Genomic DNA, 24767 nt, shown 5'->3' with positions numbered 1-24767 from the left:
GGCCGGCGCGGGCGCGGGGGCCGGCGAGGGCTGACCCGCGCGGTCCTGATCCCCAGCTGATTCTCGCGAGGCCTCCCGATCGATCGGGAGGCCTCGCGAGAACGAGGGGGCTCTGCGGGGCGCCGGCTCCGTGACGCGCCGGGTACGCGCGCGCCCCGCTACGCCCCGACCGCCGCCGCGCGCCCCGCGTCGTCCCGGGCGCGCAGCCAGGCGTCCGCGTCGGCCAGCGGCATCGGCCGGCCGTGCAGGTACCCCTGCGTGCGGTCGCAGCCCATGCTGCGCAGCGCCTCGGCGGTCTCGGCGTCCTCGACGCCCTCGGCGATGAGCCGCAGCCCGAGGTGGTGCGCGAGCTCCAGCGTCCCCGACACGATCGCCCGGGTGCGGTCGTCCGACGTGAGCCGCATGGTGAACGACCGGTCGAGCTTGAGCTCGCCGGCGGGGAGCTCGTTGAGGTAGGTCAGCGAGGAGTAGCCCGACCCGTAGTCGTCGATCGCCAGGCCGATGCCCCGGCCGGCGATCGCCCGGGTCACCGCGACGGCGTGCGGCGGGTCGTGCATGAGCGTGGTCTCGGTGATCTCGACGACGAGCGCCTCGGGTCGCAGGCCCGCGGCGGCGAGCGCACCGTCCAGCGACGCGAGCAGGCGGGGGTGGCCGAGGCAGGACGTCGACAGGTTCACCGCCACCGGGAGGTCGCGGCCCTCGGCCTGCCAGCGGGCGGCCGTCCGGGTCGCCTGCGCCAGCACCCGCTCGGTCAGCGCGAACATCGAGCCGGTCTGCTCGGCCAGGTCGATGAACGCGCCCGGCGGCAGCAGCCCGCGGTCGGGGTGCGCCCACCGGACCAGGGCCTCCATGCCGACGACCCGGCCGTCCGCGCAGTCGAGCTGCGGCTGGTAGTGCAGCTCCAGGGTCCCGTGCCGGTCGTCGCCCTCGGCCGCGGACAGCAGCCCGCGCAGCTCGTCGGCGAGCGCGATCTCGTCGCGGTCCCGCGCGTCGGCGGCCTCGTCGTACACCCGCACCCCGCCGCCGGCGCGCTTGGCGGCGTACATCGCGGTGTCCGCCCAGCGCACCAGCTCGCCGTCCTGGTGGGCGCCGAAGGCGGTGCTCGCGACGCCGATGCTCGCGTCCAGCCGGACCACGCGGCCGCTCACGTCGATCGGCTCGCGGACCGCCTCCCGGAGCGCGTGCGCGACCACCGTCGCGCGCTCGACGTCGTCGTGGTCGAGCACGACGCCGAACTCGTCGCCGCCGAACCGCGCCAGGAGCGCCCCGCCGTCGAGCCGGGCCTGGAGCCGGCGGCTGACCGTCCGGATCACGGCGTCGCCCGCGGGGTGCCCGTACCGGTCGTTGACGTCCTTGAACCGGTCGAGGTCGATGACCAGCAGCGCCGCACCGGTGCGGGCGGCGGCGAACCGGTCGGCGACCTCCAGCATCGCGCGGCGGTTGGCGACCCCGGTGAGCGGGTCGGTGCGCGCCTCCTTGCGGGTGGCGGCCAGCGCGGCGAGCTCGCTCGCGGTCCGGAGCAGCTGCGCGCAGCCGCCGACCACGCCCGCCGCGGCCAGCAGCGCGACCGCCGGGGTGCCCGCCGGGCGCAGGCTGTCCAGCACCAGGACCACGGTGCTCGCGAGGACCGCGATCATCGCGCACGTCGTGACCACCAGGGTCGACGCGAAGTGCCCGCGCAGCGGCGGCGGCTTGATCGCCCCGGCGCGGGCGGTGACCAGCGTGAGGGCCGTCCAGCTGAGGACGACGGGGACCGCGGGCGCCCCGGTGCCGGTCGGCGACGGCAGCAGCACCAGCTCGACCACGGCCATCGCCCCGACCCCCGCCATCAGGAGCCACGCGCGCGGGTCGTCCCGGAGGCCGCCGAGCACCGTCACCACGAGGGTCATCACCGCCAGCACGACCAGGACCGCCGCCCGCAGCAGGTGCCCCTCCGCCGCCCACCCCGGCCCGTCCGCGGGCAGCACCCCGACCGCGACGGCCCACACCAGCAGCGCGAGGGTGCCGAGCGACGAGCCCACGAAGTTGACCCAGTCCACCGGGTGCACGGCCGACGTCCGGAACCGGTTCCAGCTGAGCATGCCCTGGTGGGCGCACATGACCGCCACGACGCCGCCGACGGTGAGCGCGACCCCGCGGACGCCGTCCGCCGCCGGCCCGCGGCCCGCGAGGTCGAGGACCGCCTCCGCCGCCAGCCCCACGGCGACCGCGGTCACCGACCGGCCGCACCAGCGCCACAGCCCGCGCTCCTCGAGCGACCGGAGCGGGCCCTGCTGCCGCAGCACCACGCCGGCGGACACCGCGGCGAGCGTGCCGCCCGCGGCGGTGAGGCCGCCGAGCCCGGTCAGGGCCTCGACGACCGCGAGCACGGCGACGAGCGCCGCGGGGCCGAGCAGGAGCGGGCCGGGCGGCAGGACGCGTCGCCGCGGCAGGGTGATCGAGGAGGGCATCACCCACACCATCGGCGTCCCGGGGCGGCACCCGAGCGCACGCGCGGGACTTCACCCGGCACCGCGGACCCTGGCGCCCCGTGCGGGCCGCCCCTACGGTGGGGCGATGGGGCGGCTGATCTACTCGATGTTCACCTCGCTCGACGGCTACGCGGCGGACGCGTCCGGCAGCAGCGACTGGGGCGGCGCGCTGGACCCGGCGCTGCACGACTTCATCTCGGAGCAGACCCGGTCGGTCGGCACCTACCTCTACGGGCGCCGCATGTACGAGACGATGTCGTTCTGGGAGACCGCGCTGGAGACGCCGGACCCGCCGGAGTTCGTCCGGACCTACGCCGCGGTGTGGCAGGCGGCGGACAAGGTCGTCTACTCCTCGACGCTCGCCGAGCCGACGACGGCACGGACCACGGTGGAGCGGTCGTTCGACCCCGAGGCCGTGCGCGTCTGGGTGGCGGGGCTGGACCACGACGTCACCGTCGACGGCCCGACGCTGGCGGCGCACGCGCTGCGGGCGGGGATCGTCGACGAGGTGCAGCCGTACCTCGCGCCGGTGTCGGTCGGCGGCGGGCTGCGGTTCTGGCCCGACGACGTGCCGCTCGACCTGGAGCTGCTGGAGCAGCGCGGCTTCGGCAACGGCACGCTCTGGCTGCGCTACGCGGTGCGCCGGGGCTGACGGGTCGCCGACCTGCGCGCCCGCACGACCCGCCCGGGTGGTTGACGGCGCGGTGCCGTGCGCGGGACCGTGATCGCACCGGTCCAGGGGAGGGGGCGACGACGATGTCGCTGCGGTGCACGGTCGGACGGCACGCCTGGCGCGTGCGGCGGAACCCGGAGAAGGGCGGCGCGCAGGCGCTGTACGAGGTCTGCGCGCGGTGCGGGCGCGACCGGCCGGTGTTCGAGCAGGGCGACGGCAGCGGGCTCGCCGTGCTCGGGCTCGGCGGGACGGCGGGTCCGGGGGCAGGCCCGGCCTGAGGCCCGGACACGACCGGCGCGGGCCGGCGCGCGCTCGGGCTCAGGCGTGCAGGCCGAAGTCCGCCGCGTACCCCGGGTCGGTGATCGCCGGCCGGGTCAGGGAGAACAGCCCGATGTCGTGCGGGGTCGACCCGGTCGTCACCAGGTCCGCCAGCACCGAGCCGACCAGGCTCGCGAACTTGCCGCCGTGCCCCGCGCCGTTGAACACCGCGACGTGCGGGTGCCCCGGGACGGTGTCCAGCACGAACTCCCGGTCCGGCGGCATGTCGTACACGCACACGGCGCTGCGCAGGGCGGGCCCCGCGGCCGCGGGCAGGTGCCGGGCGAGGAACTCCCGGGACCGCTCGGTGGTGGCCGGGTCCGCGCGGTGCGTGCGGCCCTCGCTGGTGACGAAGTGCCCGCGCATGTCCCGGGCGATCTTGACCGCGGCCTCGCCGTAGACCGGGAAGCCGTACATGACCTCGTCGCCGTGCCACACCCAGATCGGGAACCGGTCGGGCGTGAAGTCGGTCAGCCGGGACGACGCGACGTAGTCGACCTGCTCCTCGGACAGGGTGAGCCGGAAGTCGAGCCCGAGGTCCGGCATGAGCTCGCCCAGCCAGGACGCGGCGGCGACCACGAGCCCGCCGGCCTCGACGTCGCCCGCCGACGTCCGGACGGTAACCCCGCCGTCGCGCACGTCGACCCCCGTGACCCGGGTGTGCGGCCAGAACTCGACGCCCGCCGCCAGGGCGAGCGAGGTGTGCGCGGAGACCGAGCGCCGGATGTCGACGAGGCCCGCGTCCGCCTGGAACAGCGCCGTGGTGCCGTCCGGCACCTGCCACTGGGGGTAGCGGGCGCGCAGGTCGGCGGTCGACAGGTCCTCGGACGACGCGCCGCCGGCGGCCATCGCGTCCCGGAACACCGCCAGGCGGTCGGTGCCGTCGGCGGTCGGCGGCGCGAGGTCGAGCCCGCCGGTGCGGGTGACGATCGGGAGCCCCGACTCGCGCTCGACCCGGTCCCACGCGGCGTACATCGCGTCGGTGAGGTGGACGTACTCGGGCCGGTGGTAGGACCGCCGGATGATCCGGGAGTGGTCGCCGGACGAGCCGAGCGAGTTGACCAGGTCGAACTGCTCGACGACCAGCACCCGCTCCGCCCCCGCGCGCGCGAGCCAGTACGCGGTCGCCGAGCCGACCGCGCCGGCCCCGATGACGACGTGCGAGTAGGTGCGTGCCACGCGCCGCACGCTAGCCCGCCCCGGTCCCGCCGGGCGACGGGCGTCCACCCCACGGGCGGACGTCAGCCGCGCAGGTGGCCGTCCAGCCAGTCGAACACCCGCTGGTCGGTCAGCGCGCGGGCGAGCGGCTGGCAGTGGCCGTCCGCACCCTCGGCGGCGGTGAACGGCGCCAGCGTCGACACCGACGGGGTCAGCGCGGCGAGCCGCTGCGACTGCCCGGGCCAGAACGGCTCGCCCTCGGGGTCGGTGATGAGCAGGGGCGTCGTGATCCGGTCGGCCACGTCCGCGACGTCGTAGCGGCGGACCTCCCGGAGCGTCGCCGCGTAGCCGTCCGCGCCGTACGGCCGGGCGCGGAACCGCCAGGTCCGGGCGGTCGTCCGGGACAGCCTCATGCCGAGCTCCATGTCGCGGTCGAACGCGTGGTCCTCGCCCTTGTCGAGCAGCCTGAGCAGGCTGCCGGGCACCTCGCGCTCCCAGGACGCGGCGACGGACACCACCCCGGGGTCGAGGACCGCGGCGACCGGCCGGTGCTCGAACGCCAGCGCCCGCGCGACCCAGTACCCCGCCTGGCTGACCCCGTAGACCGCCACCCGGTCCCCGTCGACCTCGGGGCGCGACACGACGGCGTCGAGCACCGGCGTCAGCACCTTCTCCCAGTCCGGGCGGAACGGCACGCCGCGCTCGAACAGCAGCGACTGCTGCCCGGGGCCGTCGAAGACGAGCGCGTGGTAGCCGCGGGCGAGCGCCCCGGCGACGCACTCGACCCACAGCGACGTCAGCGAGCCGTCGCTGCCGTTGACGGCCACGACAGTCGGGCGCGGGCCGTCGCCCGCGGCGCGGAACAGGTAGCCGGGCAGCGCGTCGCCCTCGTACGGCACGGACACCCGCACGACGTCGAGGTCGGCGTGGTCGACCCACGCGTCCCAGGCGCGGCGGTGCGCGCGGAACGTCGGGAGCAGGTCGTCCTCCGACTCGAGCGCCGCGACGGCGTTCACCGCGACCGCGAGGTAGGCCGACGCGCGCAGGTAGGCCGAGGCCGCGCTGACCCGGTGCCCGCCCGCGGCGGACGCGTCGCCCTGCGCGGCCACGCGCTCGCCGAGGTCCCGCCACGCCGCGAACCACGCGGCGTGGTCCTTGGCGTGCGCCTCCGCGACCGCGGCCAGCACCTCGCCGACGTCGGCGGCGCCGTGGACCGCGCGGCCGAGGGTGCTGCGGATGGCCTCGTCGCGGTCAGCCTCGGGGGAGAACCGGGTCGGGTGCGTGCGGCTGCCGGGCATGGTGGTCCCCTCCGGGAGCGGTGGTCGGGTCGCGCCCCACGCTCCTCCGGACCCCGGGCGCGACGCCTCACCCGCCGCGGTCGATCCGCCCGAACGCGCCCGCGGGCGCGGGCGGCACCCGTAGGTTGTCGGGCATGGGGGCCGACCGGGTGGACGTGCTGCTGGACGAGCCGGCGGCGGACGGCCCCGGGGGGCTTCCCGGACCCGCCGACGACCCCGTGGGAGCCCGGCGTGCGCGGCTGCTGCGCGCCCTGCGCCGCTGGTGGCCCGTCCCCGTGCTCGTCGCGGCCGCGCTCATCGCGACCCACGTGGTCCAGGAGTCGCGCACCGAGGCCGCGGCCGAGCGGGTCCGCGGCGTCGACGGCGTGCTGGGCGCGACGGTGCGACCCGGGCTGACGGCGCACCCGTGGCCGCAGCGCCTGCGCCCCGAGCTGTTCCTGGCCGAGGGTGCGCGCACGACCGGCGGTCTGCTGGCGCTGCCCTGGGTCCAGGAGAGCGGCGCGTGGGACGTGGTCGCCGTGGACGCGGCCACCGGTGGCGACGCGTGGCGCACCCGCCTGGTCGACGCCGCCCCGGAGGGGGCGGTCCGTGACGTGCGGTGCGCACCGGACTCCGCGCCGACCGCCACCGCGCTCGGCTGCACGGTGCTGACCGGTGCGGGCGACTGGCGGGGGTGGCAGGCCCGGCTGCTGCGGGTCGACCTCGCGGACGGGGCGGTCGAGGAGGTCGCGACCCTGGCGCCGGGCTCGTCGGCGGTGCTCGTCGGCGAGGCGGTGGTCACGGCTCGCCCGGAGGGGACGGGCGTGGTGGTCTCCCGTGCGCCGGTCGACGAGAGGTCCGCGGTGACCTGGCGGACCGAGCTGCCGGACGTCGTCGTCCCGGACGACGGCACCCGGCCGTGGCTGGAGGTCGCCGGCGGGCACGTGTGGGTCGGCGGCGGGAGCGCGACGTGGTCGCTCGACGCGGCGACGGGGATGATCGAGGGCTCCGGCGCGAACCTCGTCCTCGCCCGCGGCGACCGGGTCGTGGACGCGCCCGGCAGCACGGCGTCCCGGATCCTGACGGGCTACGGGAGCGTCCGCACCGAGGGGATCCCGGAGACGGCGCTCCCGGACGACGGCAGCCGGCCGGACCTCGTGCTGCTGCGGCGCTACGACGGCTCCTCGCCCGAGGGGTTCCTCCGGGCGGTCGACGCCCGCACCGGGGTGGCCGCGTGGGAGCGGCCCCTGGCCCTCGAGGTCGGGTCGAACCTCGTCGTGCTGGACGGTCTGGTGTACGGCGCGACGCGCGACACGGTGTGGGCGGTGGACCTGGCCACCGGCGAGGAGCGGTGGGCGACGCCCGGGGCACCCGGCGTGGGTGCGGCGCTGATGTCGGACGGACGGGCGGTGCTGCGCACCGAGCGGGACCCGGACGACGGGACGCCGCTGCTGGCCGCCTACGGTCTCGGCGACGGGCGCCGGCTCTGGGCGACGGCCCTCCCGGAGGGCGTCTCGGCGCTGCGGGAAGACGGCGGCCTGCTGCGCGGCACGGGCCCGGACAGCACCTGGGTGCTCGACTGAGCGACGGCTCCGGGGCGCCGCGTCAGCCCGCGCGCTCCGCCAGCACCGCCCGCACCCGGGCGGTGTCCGCGTCCGACCACCCGTCCGGCGCCGCGACCGCCACCCAGCCGTCGAGCGTCAGCGCGTCGTAGTTGTGCCCGTGCCCGTCGGGCACCGACTTGGAGTTCACCAGGTCGAACGTCAGCTGCCAGAACGTCACCAGCGGGTACCACGTCATCGACAGGCCGCCCTCGCCGGTGTGCGGCTCCGCGAGCCAGTCGGGGCGGCTGAGCAGCAGGTCCGGCCCCCACCAGACGATCGGGTCGGACGCGTGCTGCAGGTACAGGACCCGCGGGTCCTCCCAGGCCGTCGGCGGGGTGGCCATCTGCTCGGTGTCGCCGGCGAACCGCACCAGCAGGCCGCTCGCGTACACGGGGGCCGCCGACGTGGTCCCGGGGTCGCGCCGCTCCATCAGCGCGTGCCACACCGGGTTGGAGTTCGGCGGGCCGACCCAGAGCACGCCGTCGGTGCGCGCGCGGATGTCGGCGAGCGAGTCGTAGGCGCTCTCCGAGCCGTACGAGCCCAGGCTCTCGCCGTAGGCCAGCAGCTCGGGGCGGTCCTCGGGGGGCAGTGCGGCCACGCGGGCCTCGACGGCGGCGGCGAGCGCCTGCGCCTCGTCCGCGGCGCGGGACCGGTCGACCAGGAACGACAGCCAGCTCGGCAGGTAGGAGTACTGCGTGGCGACGGTGGCGGTGTCGCCGCCGTGCATCAGCTCCAGCGCGGAGACCGCCGCGTCGTTGACCCAGCCGCTGCCGGTGGTGGTGACGACGAGCAGCACCGCGCGGTCGAACGCCCCGGCGCGCTCCAGGTCCTCGACGGCCAGGGCGGCACGGCCCTCGGCGGTGTCCGCGCTGTCCAGGCCGGCGTACACCCGGACGGGCGTGGTGGCGGACCCGTCGGGCGCGGCGGCCGCCAGCTCGTCGGCGGTCGGGCCCTCGGCCACGAACCGGCGGCCCTCCCGGCCGAGGGTGTCCCACGGCACCAGCGACCCCGGCGACCCGGACCGCTCCGCCGCCTCCGGCTGCGTGACGCCCGGGTGGTCCTCCGTGTTCGCCAGCGCGAACGCGCCGTCCGCGGCGGACAGCGCCCGGCCGAGCAGCACGTCGTTGACCAGCACGACGGTCAGCACCGCCACGAGCACGACGGCGACGGCGCCCGCGAGCAGCCGCGGGAACCGCAGCCAGCGCCGCAGCCCGCGCTCGAGCCGCAGGCCCACCCAGCGCAGCCCGCGGGCGAGCAGCACGAACGCGGCCGCGACCAGGACGAGCAGCGGCCCGGCGCGGAGCCAGTCGCCGGTGCTCGGGCCGGGCATGCCGATCGCCGCGGTCATCTCCCGCTGCCAGCGCGCGCCGTTGACGAGCGCCAGCACGAGGCCGGCCACGACCGCCACGGCCAGCGCCGGCAGGAGCCACGGCCGCGCGGCGGTCCGCACCCGGGGCGGCACCCGGTGCCGGGCCGCGGCCAGCAGGCGCCGCCAGGCGGGCAGGTGCCGCAGCGCCCAGGCGAGCGCCACGCCGAGCCCGTAGCCCAGCGCCGCCGAGATGCCGGACACCAGGGCCTGGAACAGCCAGTCGCGGGGGAGCAGCGAGGGCGTCATGGCGAGCATCGCGAAGAGGGTGCCGCCCACGACGCCGGCGGGGCTCGGCGGCCGGGGCCGGTGCCGCCGGCGGGGCGCGGCGGGCTCGGTGCGGGGCGCGGCGGGGGGTGCGGTCGCGCCGGCCGGGTCCGTCGCCCGGCCCGGGTCGGGCGACGGCGTGGGGGCCGGGGTGGCTGCCGGCTGCGTCATGGACGGGTCCCTTCCTGGCGTGCCGCGGGGAGCGCGCGCGGTGGGCCCGTCGCCGTCGGTCTGGCCCCGATCGTCCCAGACCCGCGCCGCGGGTGCGCGACCTGCGGCGGGTGGGTCGCGCGCGCCGCCGCGGGGTGGGCGACACTGGGCCCGCCCGCACCCGCTCTCCCTGGAGGTCCACCCGTGGCCACGCCCCCGCTGCCGTCCGACGCCGTCGAGATGCTCCGCCGCCCGAACCCCGCCGTCATGGCGACGCTGCGCTCGGACGGCACGCCGGTCTCCGCCGCCACCTGGTACCTGTGGCGCGAGGACGGCCGGGTGCTGCTCAACCTCGACGGCACGCGGGTCCGGCTGACGCACCTGCGCCGGGACCCGCGGGTGACGCTCACCGTGCTCGACGCGGACGACTGGTACACGCACGTGACGCTCGTCGGCCGCGTCGTCGAGATCACCGAGGACGTCGACCGCTCGGGCATCGACGCGCTCTCCGAGCACTACACGGGCCACCCGTACCCGGACCGGGAGAACCCGCGGTTCTCGGCGGTCGTCGAGGTCGAGCGCTGGCACGGCTGGGGCGCCCACCAGAGCTGACGCCGCGCCCCGCGGCTCAGGTCGTCGCGGGCTCGCGGAGCATGGCCCAGGGCTGCGGTCCCCGCACCGGGACCGGGCCCGTGGCCACGAACCCGAACCGCTCGTACAGCCGGCGGCTCGCGTCGGTCGTCGCCTCCAGGTACGCCGGCAGGCCCGTCGCGTCGACCCGCGCCAGCCCGTGCCGGAGCAGCGCCGAGCCGACGCCGAGCCCGCGCGCGTCCGGCCCGACGGCGATCTCCTCCAGGTACCAGTGCGGCCGCCGCGGCCGGTGCCGCTCGTACCGGGCCGTCTGGGCCGCGGCGGTCGGCAGGTGCCGCAGGCCGATCGCCCGGACGACGGCCGGCAGCTGCCGCAGGCGCTCGCGGGCCGGGGCGCCGTGCCCCGGCCCGTGCCACACCGCCACCCCGAGCACCGGACCGCCCGGCTCGGCGCGCGCCACGTCGACCGAGCCGCCCGGCAGCGGGCCGGCCCGGAGCTGCGCCACGTGCATCGCGACCAGCCGGGCGGTGCGGTCCCGGTCGCCGGGGACCATCGCCCGGATCACCGGGTCGTCACCGAGCGCGTCGGCGAGCAGGCGCGCGCAGGCGGCGGCCTCGTCGGGGCGGGCGGTCTCGACGACGACGCTCACGGGGGTCCTTCCGGCAGGGGGGGGCGGGCCACCAGGATGCCTCGTCGGGCCCGCCGTCGGCCCGCCGCCGGGCCGCCGTCAGGCCGCGACCCCCAGCCGCCGGGCCAGGGGGACCGCGCGCAGCACCGCGCGCGCCGCCGGCCCGCGGGCGGCCACGAGGAGGTCGACCTGCGGGCGCGCGGCGGGCCACAGCCGGGCGCCGACCGCGTAGTGCGAGCCGAACCCGGGGTCGACGAACGGCGCGTCGGTGGTCCCGAGCAGGTAGGTCAGCGCGGCGAGCCGGCCCACCGATCCGGGGCTGAACCGCCGGAACCGCTCGTCGTACGCGTCCAGCAGCCCGAACCACGCGCCGCCCGACCGGACGTGGAACCCGGCCCAGATGGTCTCGCCCCCCGCGGTGAGCCGGAGCGCGTCCAGGTCCCCGTCCCCCCGGAACGCGTCGACCATGTCCCGGAACCAGCGCTCGTCCGCGGGGTCCAGGCCGAGCGCCGCGCCGCCGCGCGCCGGGTCGCCCTTCCAGCCCGCGGCCTGGAGCGCCACGAACCGGTCGACGGCGGCCGGGTCGTCCGACTCGTCGCGCAGCTCCAGCGGCCCGCCGAGCTCCCGGGCCAGCCCGCGGGCGACCCGCCGGACGTTCCGGGCGTCGTCGGTGCGCAGGTGCGCGGTCGACAGCGGCGGGTCCACGACGACGCCGTCGACGGGGTCCGGCACCGGCAGCACGTCGAACGCCTCGCGCGGGGCCCAGGCGCCGACGTCCCGGCTGCGCTCGTGCACCCGCATCCGGCGGCGGGTCGCCACCTCGTCGAGGACGTCGGCCAGCGGACCCTCGGCCGGGAACCGGCGCAGCAGCGCGAGGCCGGGCAGGCCGACGTCCGGCGCGCCGCGCAGCAGGGCGTCCAGCGCCTCGGGCGCGCGACCCGAGCGCAGCAGCGGGTGGTGCCGGTCGCACTGCGAGGTCATGAACTCGCCGCCGGTGGTCACCGCGCGCACCGGAAGCCGCGGGGCGACCCGCTTGGTCGTGACGGCGAGCGCGCCCAGCCACTCGCCGCCCTCGCGCGCGCTGAGCACCCGGACCTCGTGCGCGTCGGGCCGGCTGCGGGCCGTCGTCAGGAACCGGGGGTCGAGGCACATGTTCGGCGCGAGGGCGTCCGCGGCGAGCCGCTGCCACGCGCGGGCGTCGGCCGCGGTGATGTCAGCCAGCGGGACGAGCCGGAGGTCCATGCGCCGACGGTAGGGCGGTTTTGCCCCGGTTTGTCGTGATCCGCGGGTGAACTGGCGCGCTCTCACCCGCCAGGCCCAGCGCGCCGCCCACGCGTTCCGGCGCCGCCCACGCCGATCCGCGAGGGCGGCGGCGGAAACGGGAGGCGAGGCCGCCCGCGCCCCGGCGGCCCCGCGCGCCCGCGCTACGGCAGCCGCACGTGCTGCGGGCCGAGCTCGCCCACGCTCCGCACGCCGAGCAGCGCCATCGTGCGCCGCACCTCGCGGGTGAGGATCTCCGCGGCCCGGTCGACGCCGCGCTCGCCGCCGGCCATCAGCCCGTACAGGTACGCGCGCCCGACCATGGTCGCGTCGGCCCCGAGCGCGAGCGCGGCCACCACGTCCGCGCCGGACACGATCCCGGTGTCGAGCCACACCTCGGCGCGGTCGCCGACCGCCTCCTTGACGTCCGGCAGCAGCCGCAGCGGCACCGGCGCCCGGTCGAGCTGCCGCCCGCCGTGGTTGGACAGCACGATCGCGTCCGCCCCGGCGTCCACCACCCGGCGGGCGTCCTCGACCGTCTGGATGCCCTTGATGACGAGCGGCCCGTCCCAGGAGGCGCGCAGCCACTCCAGGTCGGCGATCGTCATCGTCGGGTCGAACAGCTTGTCCAGCAGGTCGGCGACCGTGCCGCCCCAGGACTGCAGCGACGCGAACTCCAGCGGGCGCGTGGTCAGCAGGTTCAGCCACCAGGCCGGGTGCGTCCCCGCGTCCAGCACCGTCTTCACCGACAGCGCCGGCGGGATCGCGAACCCGTTGCGGGTGTCCCGCAGCCGCGCCCCCGCGACCGGCACGTCGACGGTGAGCTGCAGGGCCTCGAACCCCGACGCCTTCGCCCGCGCCATGAGGTCCTCGCCCGCGGAGCGGTCCTTCCACACGTACAGCTGGAACCACTTGCGGGCGTCGGGCGCCGCGGCGGCGACGTCCTCGATCGACGTGGTGCCCATCGTCGACAGCGCGTACGGGATCCCGCGCTGCTGGGCGACCCGCGCGACGGCCCGCTCGCCCTCGTGGTGCATCATCCGCGTGAACCCGGTGGGGGCGAACGAGAACGGCACCGCCGCGGGCCTGCCGAGCATGTCGGTGGTGGTGTCGATCTCGGACACGTCCTGCAGGATCGACGGCCGCAGCTCGAGGTCCCGGAACAGCCGCCGTGCGCGGCGCAGGCTGATCTCCGCCTCGGCGGCGCCGTCGGTGTAGTCGAACACCGACCGCGGCGTGCGGCGCCGGGCGACAGTCCGCAGGTCGGCGATGGTCAGCGCGTCCTCCAGGCGGCGGCGCGTCGGGTCCAGCCGGATCGGCTTGGGCCGCAGCAGCGGCTGGAGCTCGGACCACTTCGGCAGCTGGCGCTCGGTCATGTCGCAGATCCTCCCTGGTCCGCGCGCTCAGCGCAGGAACGCGGCGGCGACGCCGGAGTCGACGGGCACGTGCAGGCCGGTCGTCTGCACCAGGTCCGGCCCGGTCAGCGCGAACACCGCGGCCGCCACGTGCTCGGGCAGCACCTCCCGCTTCAGCAGGGTGCGCTGCGCGTAGTAGGCGCCCAGCTCCTCCTCGGGCACGCCGTACGTCGCCGCCCGCTGCGCGCCCCAGCCGCCCGCGAAGATGCCCGACCCGCGCACCACGCCGTCGGGGTTGACCCCGTTGACCCGGATGCCGTGCGCGCCGAGCTCCGCCGCGAGCAGCCGCACCTGGTGCGCCTGGTCGGCCTTGGTCGCGGAGTACGCGACGTTGTTCGGGCCGGCGAACAGCGAGTTCTTCGACGCGATGTACACGATGTCCCCGCCCATGCCCTGCGCGACCATCGCCCGCGCCGCCTCCCGGGAGACCAGGAACGACCCGCGGGCCATGACGTCGTGCTGCAGGTCCCAGTCCTTCGCGGTGGTCTCGAGCAGCGGCTTGGAGATCGACAGCCCGGCGTTGTTCACCACCAGGTCGACGCCGCCGAACGCCAGCACCGCCTCGCGGACCAGCCCGGCGACCGCGTCCTCGTCGGTGACGTCCGCGCGCACCGCGACGGCGACGTCCGGGCCGCCGAGCGCCGTGGCCACCTGCTCGGCCCCGTCCAGGTTCACGTCCGCGACCACGACGCACGCGCCCTCGGCCGCGAGCCGCTCCGCGATGGCCCGGCCGATCCCGGACCCCGCGCCGGTGACGAGCGCGACCCGGGTCGCCAGCGGCTTGGGCGCCGGCCGGCGCGCGAGCTTGGCCTCCTCCAGCGCCCAGTACTCGATCCGGAACTTCTCCGACTCCGGGATGGGCGCGTAGGTGCTGATCGCCTCCGCCCCGCGCATCACGTTGATCGCGTTCACGTAGAACTCGCCGGCGACCCGGGCCGTCTGCTTGTCGGCGCCGAAGGAGAACATCCCGACGCCCGGGACCAGCACGATCGCCGGGTCGGCGCCGCGCATCGCGGGGGAGTCCGGGGTCGCGTGCCGCTCGTAGTACGCCCGGTAGTCCTCGCGGTACGCGGCGTGCAGCTCGCGCAGCCGGGCGACGGCGTCCTCGAGCGGCGCGTCGGCCGGCAGGTCCAGCACCAGCGGCCGGACCTTCGTCCGCAGGAAGTGGTCGGGGCAGGACGTGCCGAGCGCGGCGAGCCGGTCGAGCCCTTCCCGGGACAGGAAGTCCAGCACCACCTCGGAGTCGGTCAGGTGGCCGACCTGCGGCCGGTCCGTCGACGCCAGCCCGCGGACGACGGGCGCGAGCGCGGCGGCCCGCGCGCGCCGCTCGTCCTCGGGCAGCGCGCCGAAGCCGGGCCGGGTGTGCCCGAACGGGTGCCGGCCGAGCCGGGCCGTGCGCTCCTCGATGAACGCCTCCGCGGTGCGGATGATCCGCAGCGACCGCTCCTCGGCCTCGGCGGAGGTGTCGCCCCACGCCGTGATCCCGTGGCCGCCGAGGATGCAGCCGATCGCGTCGGGGTGCGCGCGGCGGACCGCCGCGATGTCCAGGCCCAGCTGGAACCCGGGGCGGCGCCACGGCACCCACACGACCGCGTCGCCGAACACCTCGCGCGTCAGCGCCTCGCCGTCCGCCGCGGTCGCCAGCGCGATCCCGGCGTCCGGGTGCAGGTGGTCCACGTGCGCCGCGTCCACCAGGCCGTGCATCGCGGTGTCGATCGACGGCGCCGCGCCGCCGCGGCCGTGCAGGCAGTAGTCGAACGCGGCGACCATCTCGTCCTCGCGCTCGACCCCGGGGTACACGTCCACGAGCGCGCGCAGCCGGTCCAGCCGCAGCACGGCGAGCCCGCGCTCCGTGAGCGTCCCGAGGTCGCCGCCGGAGCCCTTGACCCAGAGCAGCTCGACCGGCCGGCCCGTCGCGGGGTCCGTGGCGGTCCCCTTGGCGGAGGTGTTGCCGCCGGCGTAGTTCGTGGTGCGGGGGTCGGCGCCCAGGCGGTTCGAGCGCGCGATCAGGTCGGCGGCGGGGTGGGACATCGTCGTCTCCGGCTCGGTGGGGGAATGAATCGATTCACAACCTAGGTGCGCCGGTGCCCCGGCGTCAACGGTGGGTCCGGCGTCGGGGTCCGCGCGCCGCGCGTAGCCCACGGGGTGCCCTCGTCTCACAGGCCGTGCTTCCGCCTCACGGGGTGCGGCCCTCGTCTCACAGGATGCCCTCGCCTCACGCAGGACGCCCTCGCCTCACGCTGGACGCCCTCGCCTCAGAACGGGGGTGGTCCGTCGTACGGGTCGGTCGTGGCGTCGTGGGTCTGCCCCGTGCCGGGTCGGGTGAGGTAGCGGTGGCCGGTCGGGGTGATCCACTCGAAGAGACCGGGTTCGGTCTGCCGCAGCCGGAAGCCGCCGTCGGTCTTGAGGCGGTGGTGCCGGCGGCAGACCGGTCCCAGGTTGGCGGCGTCGGTGCCGCCCAGGGGCGCGTCGGGGTCGCCACCCGGTCGGGGGTGGAACTCCGTGGTGTGGTCGAGGTCGCACGAGCGGGCCGGGACGGTGCACCCGGGTGCGGCGCAGGTCTTGTCGCGGGTGCGGACGAGGGCGGCGAGGGCGGCGGGTGGTCGGTAGCGTTCGCGTCCGACGTCCAGGACCCGGTCGGTGAGGGGGTCGGTGACGACGCGCTGCCAGACCCCGCCGATCGCCAGGGCCCGGGCTTGCACGGCGTCGATGGGTCCGTGCCCGTCGAGGTGGGCGGGCTGGTCGTCCAGCCCGAGCGGGTGGAGGCGGGGATCGTGATCCGGACCTCGGCGCCCGGACGGCCCGAGCAGCGGGTGCAGCCGCGACGCGCGGGCGTGGGTGTGGTGGCGGGCGTGTGGGTGCTGGTCGCGGGGGCGGGTGCGTCGGCTCCGCGCGATGGGCTCGGCGTGGCGGCAACCGTGGTGGTGCCCGCTTCGGTCCCGGTGCCGGTCGAGACGCTGGCGTCGTCTTCGGCCCCGGCGCCGGTCGAGGAGTTGGTGTCGTGTGAGGCCCCGGCCCCGGCCCCGGCCCCGGCCCCGGCCCCGGCCCCGGCCCCGGCCCCGGTGCGTGTCGAGGACCCGGTCGGTGTGCCTGGCGCTCCGCGCGCAGGAGCCGGGTGGCCCACTCGCGGCGCGGGGTCCGTGGCGGTGTGGGTGAGCGGGGTGAGAGTCGCGATCGGGGTCGACTCGACCGGGCGCGTGAGCACCACACCGTCGTGATCGGTGAAGGTCGCCCCGTTCCACGACCGCTTCGGCTCCGGCGGCACCGGCAGCCCTGGGGACAGGTGGACCTCGAACGCCGGCCCGTCGGAATCCGGGACGTCGCCCACGACCAGGTCCCGCAGGCCGTCGGCGCGCAGCTGGTCCAGGGTGCGGTCGTCACCCAGGGCCTTGGCGGTCTTCGCGGCGTGCGTGAGGACCCCGTCGACACGCAGCGCGTCCGCCGCGTCGAGCACCAGCCACATGGACGCCATGCCGTCCGGCTGGGGTCGGGGGTGGGAGACCTTCCGGGTGCACCGGGCCCGGTCGTGCCGGTCGGAGGCGCCCTCGGGGTCGACGAGACGGATCTCCCGCTCGACGCGCTGCCGCAGTTCGGCGACGGAGCACTGGTCGGCCTCGGGCAGCACCGCGTCCTCGACGGCGTGCGCGACCTGGAAGGACAGGTCCGCCAACCCGGTCGTCAGGACCTGGGCCTTGCCGGCGTCGAGGTGTCCGACCTCCAGGGCCTGGCGGGTCGCGCCGAGCATCCCGTCGAGCACCAGGGCGCGGTGCACGGTCTTCGTCGCCGTGACCCGCGGCCAGCCCAGCCGCATCGCGAGCTCGTCGCCGGCCACGCACGCCTGCGTGGGCGGGGCACCGGCCAGCGGCGACCACTCCGGGCTCATCTCCTCCCGGGAGGCGAGTTCGGCGATCAGGCCGAGGGTGCGGGCGTGCTGGTAGGACTCGATCCGGGTCTGCGCGGCGATCACCTCGACCAGGACCGCCGAGGGCAGCACGTCCGGGTCCAGGCCCCGCAGCCAGGCGTCCAGCTCGGGCCCGGGCTCGCAGGAACGGATCGCCTCGATCTGCCGCTGCTCACCGGTCCGAGGCGCCCCACCCGCGGCGACGACGGGGTCCGGGCCCAAGTCCGTCAGGCACGTCCCGTCGGGTGCGTAGACCGGCAGCACCGCGGCGGCGACCGGGTCGCCGTCCGGGTGTTCCTGCAGGTCAGGTGCCATGGAACGACACTACCGACGGCCACCGACACGACCTCGGCGACCGACCCCCGTCCTGGGGACGGAGCACGACGACGGCACCTGTGGACGGCTCGGCGCCGGGGCGCGAGCCCGGGACGACCCCGATCCGTCGCAGCCAACGGCCGACCCGAGGCATGGCCACCATGCTCCCGGGATGGCTACGGGGATGGCTACGGCGTCGGCGCAGGCACCGGCCGGCGCCGGGGTCGGCGGTCGGCGCGCCGCCCGTCACGCCCCCAGGCGCTCCTCCGCCCGCGCCCACGGCCGCTCGGCCCCCCGGGGCTGGTGCGTGACGAGCGCGGTCGACGCCCGCACGACCGCGCGCGCCGCCGGCAGCCCCCCGGTCAGCTCGCCGAGCGCGAGCGCCTGGGTGAGCAGGTTGCCGACCGCCGTGGCCTCGACCGGCCCGGCGACGACGGGCAGGCCGGTGGCGTCGGCGGTGAGCCGGCAGAGCAGCGCGTTGCGGGCGCCGCCGCCGACGACGTGCACGACCTCGACCGGGCGCCCAGACAGCGCGCCCGCCCGCCGGACCGCGCGGCGGTACGCGAGCGCCAGCGAGTCGAGGACGCAGCGCACGACCTCGGCCGGGCTGCCGGGCACGGGCTGCCCGGTGCGCCGCGCGGCGGCGGCGATCCGGGCGGGCATGTCGCCCGGCGGCGCGAACGCGGGGTCGTCGACGTCGACGACGGTGCGCAGCGCGGGGACCTCGGCGGCGGCGGCGAGCAGGGCGTCGAGGTCCTGCGGGGTGCCGGCGTCCGCCCACGCGCGCAGCGACTCCTGGAGCAGCCACAGCCCGGCGACGTTCCGCAGGTACCGGACGGTCCCGGCGACGCCGAGCTCGTTGGTGAAGTTCGCGGCGCGCCCCGCCTCGGAGCGCACGGGCGCGGGCAGCTCGACGCCGACCAGCGACCAGGTGCCCGAGGAGATCCACGCGGCGGGGGCGTCGCCGAGCGGCACGGCCGCCACGGCGGAGGCGGTGTCGTGCGAGCCGACCGCGACGTGCACCGCGCCGGCGAGCCCGAGGTCGGCGGCCACGTCGGGCAGCACCGGCCCGAGCACGGTGCCGGGCTCGACCAGCGGGGCCAGCAGCCGCCGCACGTCGCCGGCGGGGGAGGCCGCGAGGGCGTCGAGCACCGCGGGGCTCCATCGGCGGGTGGCGGGGTCGAGCATGCCGGTCGTGGAGGCGTTCGTGACCTCGGTGACGTCGGCGCCGGACAGCCACCGGCCGAGCAGGTCGGGCACGAGCAGCAGCCGGTCGGCGGCCCGCAGCGGCGCGGTGCCGCCGGCCGCGAGCAGCTGGTACACGGTGTTGAACGGCTGCACCTGGCTGCCGGTGGCGGCGTAGTGCGCGGCGGGGTCGAGCAGCCGGGCGAACGCCTCGGCGGCCCCGGCGGTGCGGGCGTCGCGGTAGTGCACGGGGTTGCCGAGGAGCTCGCCGTCGGCGTCGAGCAGGCCGTGGTCGACGGCCCAGGTGTCGATCCCGACGGAGGCGACCGGGCCGGAGGCGCGCGCGGCGACGCGGAGCCCGTCCTGGATTCCGGCCCACAGCGCCAGCACGTCCCAGTGCAGCCGCCCGCCGGCCCGCACCGGCCGGTTGGGGAACCGGCCGGCCTCGCGCGTGACGAGCCGCCCCGCCTCGAGCCGTCCGGCGAGCACGCGGCCGCTGGACGCCCCGAGGTCGACGGCGACCAGGGACGGGGAGGGCGGCATCGGTCAGGCGCCCCAGCCGGCCTGCTGCCCGCCGACGCGCTCGGCGGCGATCTGCTCGGCGTAGCCGGAGGCGGCGTAGGCGGCGACCGGGTCGCGCGGCAGCCCGCGGGACTCCCGCCGGTCGGCCAGCGCGGGGCGGACGTCGGTGTAGAAGGCGTCCATGTAGACGGCGTTCGCGCCGAGGACGTCCCCGGCCTGCTGCGCCGCGGCCAGGGCGTCGCGGTCGATGAGCAGGGCGCGGGCCGTCATCTCCTGGACGTTGAGCACCGAGCGGATCTGCCCGGTGATCTTGTCCTCGATGTTGTGGCACTGGTCGAGCATGAACTGGACGTCGGTGCCCGCGTCCATCCCGCCGCCGCGCACGACCTCGGCGAGGATGCGGAACAGCTGGAACGGGTCCGCGGCCCCGACGATGAGGTCGTCGTCGGCGTAGAACCGGGAGTTGAAGTCGAACGACCCGAGCCGGCCGAGGCGCAGCAGCTGGGCGACGATGAACTCGACGTTGGTCGACGGGGCGTGGTGGCCGGTGTCGAGGCAGACGACGGCCCGGTCGCCGAGCGCGGTCGCGTGGGCGTACGCGGTGCCCCAGTCGGGGACGTCCATCGTGTAGAAGAACGGCTCGAAGATCTTGTACTCGAGCACCAGCCGCTGCTCGCCGGACAGCCGGGCGTAGATCCGCGCCAGGGAGTCGGCCAGCCGGTCCTGCCGGTCGCGGATGTCGCCCTGGCCCGGGTAGTTGGTGCCGTCCGGCAGCCAGATCTTCAGGTCCCGCGACCCGGTGGCGTGCATGACGTCGATGCACCGGAAGTGGTGGTCGACCGCCTTCTGCCGGACCCGCGGGTCGGCGTGGGTGAGGGACCCGAGCCGGTAGTCGTCGTCCTGGAACGTGTTGGAGTTGACCGTCCCGAGCCGCAGCCCGAGGTCGTCGGCGTACGCGGCGAGCTTGCCGAAGTCGTCGACCAGGTCCCAGGGGATGTGCAGCGCCACCGAGGGCGCCAGCCCGGTGAGCCGGTGCACCTGCGCCGCGTCGGCGAGCTTCTCCTCGATCGTGCGCGGCGTGCCGGGGGTGGTGAACACCTTGAACCGGGTGCCGGCGTTGCCGAACGCCCACGACGGGAGCTCGATCGCCTGCCGGTCGAGCGCGGCGGCGAGCGCGGGGGTGAACGACATGGTGTCTCCTTCGACGAACCTGGATGAATCGTTTCATTGCGGTGACCGCGGACGCAAGCGGGTGCCCGTCCGGCGCGGGTCGTGAATCGATGCAGGCCCCGCGCGTCGCTATGCTGCGCCGGACGGGACGCGGCACGCGGACCCGCGCGGGCACCCGGACGGAAGCGGAGGTGAGCGGTGTCGACCTCGGCCACCCGGCGCAGCTCGATCGGTGACGTCGCGCGCCTGGCCGGGGTGTCGGTCGGCACGGTGTCGAACGTGCTGAACCGCCCCGACCGGGTGGCGGCCGCGACCCGCGAGCGGGTGCTCGACGCGATCCGGCGGCTGGCCTTCGTGCCCAACGCGTCGGCCCGGCAGCTCCGCGCGGGCACGATCACCACGGTCGGCGCGATCGTGCTCGACATCCGCAACCCGTTCTTCACCGAGGTCGCGCGCGGCATCGAGGACCGGCTGGCCGCCGCCGACCACACGCTCATGCTGGCGAGCTCCGACGACGACCCCGAGCGCGAGGCGCGCTACCTGCGGCTGTTCGAGGAGCACGGGGTGTCCGGGCTGCTGGTCGTCCCCACGGGCGACGACCTCGGGCCGCTGCTGGCGCTCGCGGGCCGCGGGGTGCACACCGTCCTGCTCGACCGCCCGTCGCCGACGGACGCGCTGTCCTCGGTCGCCGTGGACGACGTCGCGGGCGGCACCCTGGCGGGCGAGCACCTGCTCGACCTCGGGCACCGCTCGGTCGTCATGCTGAACGGCCCGCACGCGATCCGACCGTGCCGCGACCGGCTCACCGGCCTGCGTCGCGCCGTCGAGCGCCGCGGCCTGGACCCGGACGCCGTGGTGCGCGAGGTGCCGCTGCCGTCCCTCGACGCCGGGGGAGCCGCCGCGGTGTTCGCCGGGCTGCTCGAGGGCGACGAGCCGCCGACCGCGGTGTTCTGCGTGAACGACCTCGTCGCGATCGGCGTGCAGCGGGAGATCCGCCGGCGGCGCCCCGACCTGATCGGCAGCATCGCGATCGTCGGGTACGACGACATCGAGGTGGCGGCGGAGCTGGCGACCCCGCTCACCTCGGTGCGCCAGCCCGCGCACGCCCTGGGCTTCCGCGCCGCGGAGATCCTGCTCGCCCGGTCGGGCGAGGGCGCGCCCGTGGCCCAGCACCAGGTGTTCCAGCCGGAGCTCGTCGTCCGGTCCTCCAGCGTCCCCGCCTGAGCCGCGTGCCGGCACCGGTCAGCCCTTGACCGCGCCCGAGGTCATGCCCGCGACGATCTGCCGGTTGAAGAACGCGTACATGATCAGCGGCGGGATCGTGATGAGCAGGACGTCCGCGAACAGCAGGTTCCACTGGTTCAGCCCCTGCGACTGGTAGTTGTACAGCGTGAGCTGCACCGTGGCGTTGTCGGCCCCGGGCAGGAAGTACAGCGCGTAGGTGAAGTCGTTGAACACCGTCACCGCCTGGACGACGACCACGGTCACGACGACGGCGCGCAGCAGCGGGAAGATCACCGAGAAGAACAGCCGGCTCGGCCCGGCCCCGTCGATCAGCGCCGCCTCGTCGAGCTCGCGCGGGATGGTCGCCACGAACGCGCGGAACAGCAGGATGCAGAACGACAGCCCGAACGCGACGTGCACGGCGATGAGGCCGGCCATCGTCTTGAACAGCCCGATGCCCTGGAGGACCCAGATCGTCGGCACGACGGCCGGCGGGATGATGAGCCCGGCCAGCACCAGCGCGTCCACCACGGGGTTCCACCGGCTGCGGCGCCGCTGCACGACGTAGCCGACCATCGCGGCGAGGACGGTCATGATCGCGACCGCCGCCACCGTCAGCACGGTCGAGTTCCAGAACGCCCGGACGAGCTGGCCGTCGTTGGTCGCCAGCACCGTGCGGACGTTCTCCAGCAGCGCCCACTCGGTGGGCAGGGAGAAGTCGAGGTCGAGCGCGTCCTGCTGCGTCTTCGACGCGGTGAGCAGGACGAACAGGAACGGCACCACGAACACGACGGTGGTCGCGAGGATCGCGACGGACCCGAGGGCGACCCCGCGGCGCCTCACAGCGGCACCTCCTTGCGGTTCAGCCACCGGGACAGCGGGAAGATGATCACCGCGATGACGACGAACAGGACGACGTTGCCCGCGGTCGACAGCCCGTAGAACCCGGCCTGGTACTGCTTGTAGATCACCGAGCCGATCACGTCGCTGCTGAACCCCGGGCCGCCGCGGGTCATCGTCCAGATGAGGTCGAACGACCGCAGGCCGCCGATCAGGGACAGCAGCACGACCGTGACCGTGGCCGGGCGCACGAGGGGGAGCGTGATGCTCCGGAAGTTCTGCCACGCGCTCGCGCCGTCCACCCGGGCCGCCTCGTAGTACTCCCGCGGGATCGCCACCAGGCCGGCGATGTAGATGAGGGTGGCGAGCCCGACGCCCTTCCAGACGTCGACCATCGCGACCGAGAACAACGCCAGGCTCGGGTCGGTCAGCCAGCCGGGGCCGGTGACGCCGACCCAGGACAGGACGGTGTTGACCGCGCCGTCGAACGGGTCGAGCAGCACCTTGAACATCACCCCGACGCCGATGGTGCTCACCAGCACGGGGAAGAACACCACCGACCGCAGCCAGCCGCGGGCGATGATCTGCGAGGTCAGCAGCACGGCCAGCGCGAGGCCGAGCACCACCTTGGCGCCGGAGGTCAGGAACGCGTAGACGAACGTGTTCACGAAGCCCTTGACCAGCGCCGGCTCCCGGAAGAACTGCTGGAAGTTGTCCAGCCCGACGAACTCGGCGGAGTACAGGTCCCACCGGGTGAGCGCGAACCAGAACGACGCGCCCGTCGGGACGACGAACAGCGCGAGGTAGAACACACCGGCGGGCACGAAGAACCACGTCGGGTACGGGCTCCGGGCGCCGGCCCGGCGGGTCTGCCGCCGGGCCGGTCGCTCGGCCGTCCGCTCGAGGGCGGGGTGCACGAGGGTCATGGGGCTACCAGTCCAGGCCGAGCTGCTGGGCCTGCTTGACGACGTCCTCGTCGTAGAGGGCGGCGCCGTCCTCGGCGCTGCGGATGCCGGACCCGACCTCGACGGTGATCTGCTCGAGCGCCGGGCCCTTGATCGGCGACAGGAACTCCAGCGCGAGGCCGGTGTCGCCCGAGTCGAAGTACGGCTGCATGTCGGACACGAGGGCCGGCACGTCGTCGGGCAGGTCGCAGCCGTCGACGACGAACGGGCCGCCGACGTCGGTGGTCTCCGCCTGCACCGCGCACGAGTCCGGCGTGACGAGCCAGGCGACGAACTCCTTGGCAGCGTCCAGCTGCGCGCCCTCGGTGGACTTCGGGATGTACATGCCGTTGGGCATCCACACCGTCAGGCCGTTGTCGTCGCTCTCGGAGCTGGGCAGCGGGAACACGCCGAGGTCGTCGGCCGCGTCCGGGTAGTTCTCGCCGACCGACGACGCCACGTTGCCGGTGAGCATCGGGTAGTGCGCCGCCTCGCCCTCTGCCAGCATCTTCACCGCGTCGTCGTACACGGCCGAGGCGAAGTCCTCGTTCACGAACCCGCCGTCGAACACCTCCTGGAGGTGCTCGAACCCGGCGAGCGCCGGCTGGTCCGCGTACTTCCGCTCGCCCTGGGTGTAGGCCTCGGCCCAGCCCGGGTCGGCCGCCTCGACGTTGTAGAAGTCGCCGAGCACCGGCACCTGCGACGTCCAGGTGTCGCCGTAGGTCTGCGCGACGGCGACCAGCCCGGCGTCCTTGATCGCCTGGTTGTTGGCCATGTACTCGTCCCAGGTGGTGGGGACCTCCAGGCCCAGGTCCGCGTAGATCGTCTTGTTGTAGATGACCGCGCCGGCGAACGAGGCGCCGACCGGCGCGCCGTACAGGTCCGTGTCGGTGGAGACGACGGTCGTGAAGTTGTCGTCGATCGAGTCGACCCAGTCCTCGTCGCCCAGCGGCACCAGGTTCTGGTCGGGGTTGAGCGCCTGGAACAGGGAGCCCGAGTTGTACCAGAACAGGTCGTTCATCTCGCCGGTCGCGAGGCGGGTCTTGATGAGGTTGTCGCCCTCGGAGCCCGCGGGGTGGGTCTCGACCTCGATCGTGACGTCCGGGTTCTCCTCGGCGTAGGCGGCCTTGAGGCCGTCCCACAGGGCGACGGACGCGGGGGAGCTGTCGATGTAGACGGAGAGGGACGTGCCCTCGCCGCCCCCGTCTCCGGATCCGCCGCAGGCGGTCAGGGCGAGCGCGGCGGCGACGGCCGCCGCGCCGGCGGTCAGGGGTCGGGTCCTGTTCACGCTTACCTCCTCGTAGGCGCCGGGCGACGTTGCCCCGACAGTGCTTGAACCGATTCACTGCTGCGGCGAGGTTAGGGGAGCCGCGTATCTGGGTCAAGAGTCCTCGGCATCACGACTTGGCATCGTCCCGCTGCGGCGCTGCGGCCCTTGACGAGCGCGCGCGGGCCGGGCGACGATGCCGCAGGTGAGGGTTGAAGCGA

Annotated in this window: 19 protein-coding genes and 1 pseudogene; 5 read left to right on the top strand and 15 right to left on the bottom strand. The window is 75.9% G+C overall.

Features of this window, described 5'->3' with window-relative positions; genetic code table 11:
- Positions 1 to 158: 158 nt before the first annotated feature.
- Positions 159 to 2450: a putative bifunctional diguanylate cyclase/phosphodiesterase gene (locus AC3WUG_RS06800; RefSeq protein ID WP_492326977.1), complete on the bottom strand. Its 2292-nt coding sequence runs from the start codon at positions 2448 to 2450 to the stop codon at positions 159 to 161.
- 106 nt (positions 2451 to 2556) lie between these two features.
- On the opposite strand from AC3WUG_RS06800, the gene AC3WUG_RS06795 reads away from it, so the two are divergent.
- Positions 2557 to 3123: a dihydrofolate reductase family protein gene (locus tag AC3WUG_RS06795; RefSeq protein ID WP_492326976.1), complete on the top strand. Its 567-nt coding sequence runs from the start codon at positions 2557 to 2559 to the stop codon at positions 3121 to 3123.
- A 143-nt stretch (positions 3124 to 3266) separates the two neighbouring features.
- Complete coding sequence (locus tag AC3WUG_RS06790; protein WP_492326975.1) at positions 3267 to 3422, top strand: hypothetical protein; 156 nt, start codon at positions 3267 to 3269, stop codon at positions 3420 to 3422.
- Positions 3423 to 3462: 40 nt separating this feature from the next.
- Here the strand turns inward: AC3WUG_RS06790 and solA are convergent, their stop codons facing one another.
- Both solA and AC3WUG_RS06780 read right to left on the bottom strand, forming a co-directional pair.
- Positions 3463 to 4641: an N-methyl-L-tryptophan oxidase gene (gene solA / locus AC3WUG_RS06785; protein ID WP_492326974.1), complete on the bottom strand. Its 1179-nt coding sequence runs from the start codon at positions 4639 to 4641 to the stop codon at positions 3463 to 3465.
- Positions 4642 to 4703: 62 nt separating this feature from the next.
- Entirely contained in the window at positions 4704 to 5918 is a 1215-nt protein-coding gene (locus AC3WUG_RS06780; protein WP_492326973.1) for an alpha/beta hydrolase family protein, read from the bottom strand.
- 134 nt (positions 5919 to 6052) lie between these two features.
- On the opposite strand from AC3WUG_RS06780, the gene AC3WUG_RS06775 reads away from it, so the two are divergent.
- On the top strand, positions 6053 to 7480 hold the full coding sequence (locus tag AC3WUG_RS06775; RefSeq protein WP_492326972.1) for an outer membrane protein assembly factor BamB family protein: 1428 nt from the start codon (positions 6053 to 6055) through the stop codon (positions 7478 to 7480).
- Positions 7481 to 7502: 22 nt separating this feature from the next.
- Here AC3WUG_RS06775 and AC3WUG_RS06770 read toward each other — a convergent pair whose 3' ends face one another.
- Positions 7503 to 9305: an alpha/beta hydrolase gene (locus tag AC3WUG_RS06770; RefSeq protein WP_492326971.1), complete on the bottom strand. Its 1803-nt coding sequence runs from the start codon at positions 9303 to 9305 to the stop codon at positions 7503 to 7505.
- A 183-nt stretch (positions 9306 to 9488) separates the two neighbouring features.
- Between AC3WUG_RS06770 and AC3WUG_RS06765 the strand changes: the two genes are divergently transcribed.
- On the top strand, positions 9489 to 9896 hold the full coding sequence (locus tag AC3WUG_RS06765) for a PPOX class F420-dependent oxidoreductase (RefSeq protein ID WP_492326970.1): 408 nt from the start codon (positions 9489 to 9491) through the stop codon (positions 9894 to 9896).
- Between the two features lie 16 nt (positions 9897 to 9912).
- Here AC3WUG_RS06765 and AC3WUG_RS06760 read toward each other — a convergent pair whose 3' ends face one another.
- The 8 genes and pseudogenes from AC3WUG_RS06760 to rhaI form a co-directional block, all read right to left on the bottom strand.
- The gene (locus AC3WUG_RS06760; protein ID WP_492326969.1) at positions 9913 to 10524 is read right to left on the bottom strand and encodes a GNAT family N-acetyltransferase; all 612 of its coding nucleotides are present in this window, start codon (positions 10522 to 10524) and stop codon (positions 9913 to 9915) included.
- A gap of 78 nt (positions 10525 to 10602) precedes the next feature.
- Positions 10603 to 11745, bottom strand: a complete 1143-nt coding sequence (locus AC3WUG_RS06755; RefSeq protein ID WP_492326968.1) for a GNAT family N-acetyltransferase — start codon at positions 11743 to 11745, stop codon at positions 10603 to 10605.
- Between the two features lie 182 nt (positions 11746 to 11927).
- The gene (locus tag AC3WUG_RS06750; RefSeq protein ID WP_492326967.1) at positions 11928 to 13139 is read right to left on the bottom strand and encodes an alpha-hydroxy acid oxidase; all 1212 of its coding nucleotides are present in this window, start codon (positions 13137 to 13139) and stop codon (positions 11928 to 11930) included.
- Between the two features lie 27 nt (positions 13140 to 13166).
- Positions 13167 to 15209: a bifunctional aldolase/short-chain dehydrogenase gene (locus tag AC3WUG_RS06745; RefSeq protein WP_492326966.1), complete on the bottom strand. Its 2043-nt coding sequence runs from the start codon at positions 15207 to 15209 to the stop codon at positions 13167 to 13169.
- Between the two features lie 224 nt (positions 15210 to 15433).
- The gene (locus tag AC3WUG_RS06740) at positions 15434 to 15880 is read right to left on the bottom strand and encodes an HNH endonuclease signature motif containing protein (RefSeq protein ID WP_492326981.1); all 447 of its coding nucleotides are present in this window, start codon (positions 15878 to 15880) and stop codon (positions 15434 to 15436) included.
- Between the two features lie 638 nt (positions 15881 to 16518).
- Positions 16519 to 17061 (bottom strand): annotated as a pseudogene (locus AC3WUG_RS06735) (DUF222 domain-containing protein); the annotation flags it as partial.
- Positions 17062 to 17640: 579 nt separating this feature from the next.
- Complete coding sequence (locus AC3WUG_RS06730) at positions 17641 to 19122, bottom strand: rhamnulokinase (RefSeq protein ID WP_492326965.1); 1482 nt, start codon at positions 19120 to 19122, stop codon at positions 17641 to 17643.
- A 3-nt stretch (positions 19123 to 19125) separates the two neighbouring features.
- Entirely contained in the window at positions 19126 to 20292 is a 1167-nt protein-coding gene (rhaI, locus tag AC3WUG_RS06725) for an L-rhamnose isomerase (protein ID WP_492326964.1), read from the bottom strand.
- Between the two features lie 177 nt (positions 20293 to 20469).
- Between rhaI and AC3WUG_RS06720 the strand changes: the two genes are divergently transcribed.
- Positions 20470 to 21495, top strand: a complete 1026-nt coding sequence (locus AC3WUG_RS06720) for a LacI family DNA-binding transcriptional regulator (protein WP_492326963.1) — start codon at positions 20470 to 20472, stop codon at positions 21493 to 21495.
- Between the two features lie 18 nt (positions 21496 to 21513).
- Here the strand turns inward: AC3WUG_RS06720 and AC3WUG_RS06715 are convergent, their stop codons facing one another.
- Genes AC3WUG_RS06715 through AC3WUG_RS06705 form a run of 3 tightly spaced genes read right to left on the bottom strand, consistent with a single transcriptional unit; the run spans position 21514 to position 24567 of the window.
- Positions 21514 to 22338, bottom strand: a complete 825-nt coding sequence (locus tag AC3WUG_RS06715) for a carbohydrate ABC transporter permease (protein ID WP_492326962.1) — start codon at positions 22336 to 22338, stop codon at positions 21514 to 21516.
- Positions 22335 to 23261: a carbohydrate ABC transporter permease gene (locus tag AC3WUG_RS06710; protein WP_492326961.1), complete on the bottom strand. Its 927-nt coding sequence runs from the start codon at positions 23259 to 23261 to the stop codon at positions 22335 to 22337. Before AC3WUG_RS06710 ends, AC3WUG_RS06715 begins: the two co-directional genes overlap by 4 nt.
- 4 nt (positions 23262 to 23265) lie before the next feature.
- A complete protein-coding gene (locus AC3WUG_RS06705) occupies positions 23266 to 24567 on the bottom strand; it encodes an ABC transporter substrate-binding protein (RefSeq protein ID WP_492326960.1) in 1302 nt (433 codons plus the stop codon).
- Positions 24568 to 24767 lie beyond the last annotated feature (200 nt).

The organism is Cellulomonas sp. EB106-03-03-XG116 (assembly GCF_058792015.1).
This window is presented reverse-complemented; position numbering and strand designations above follow the sequence as displayed.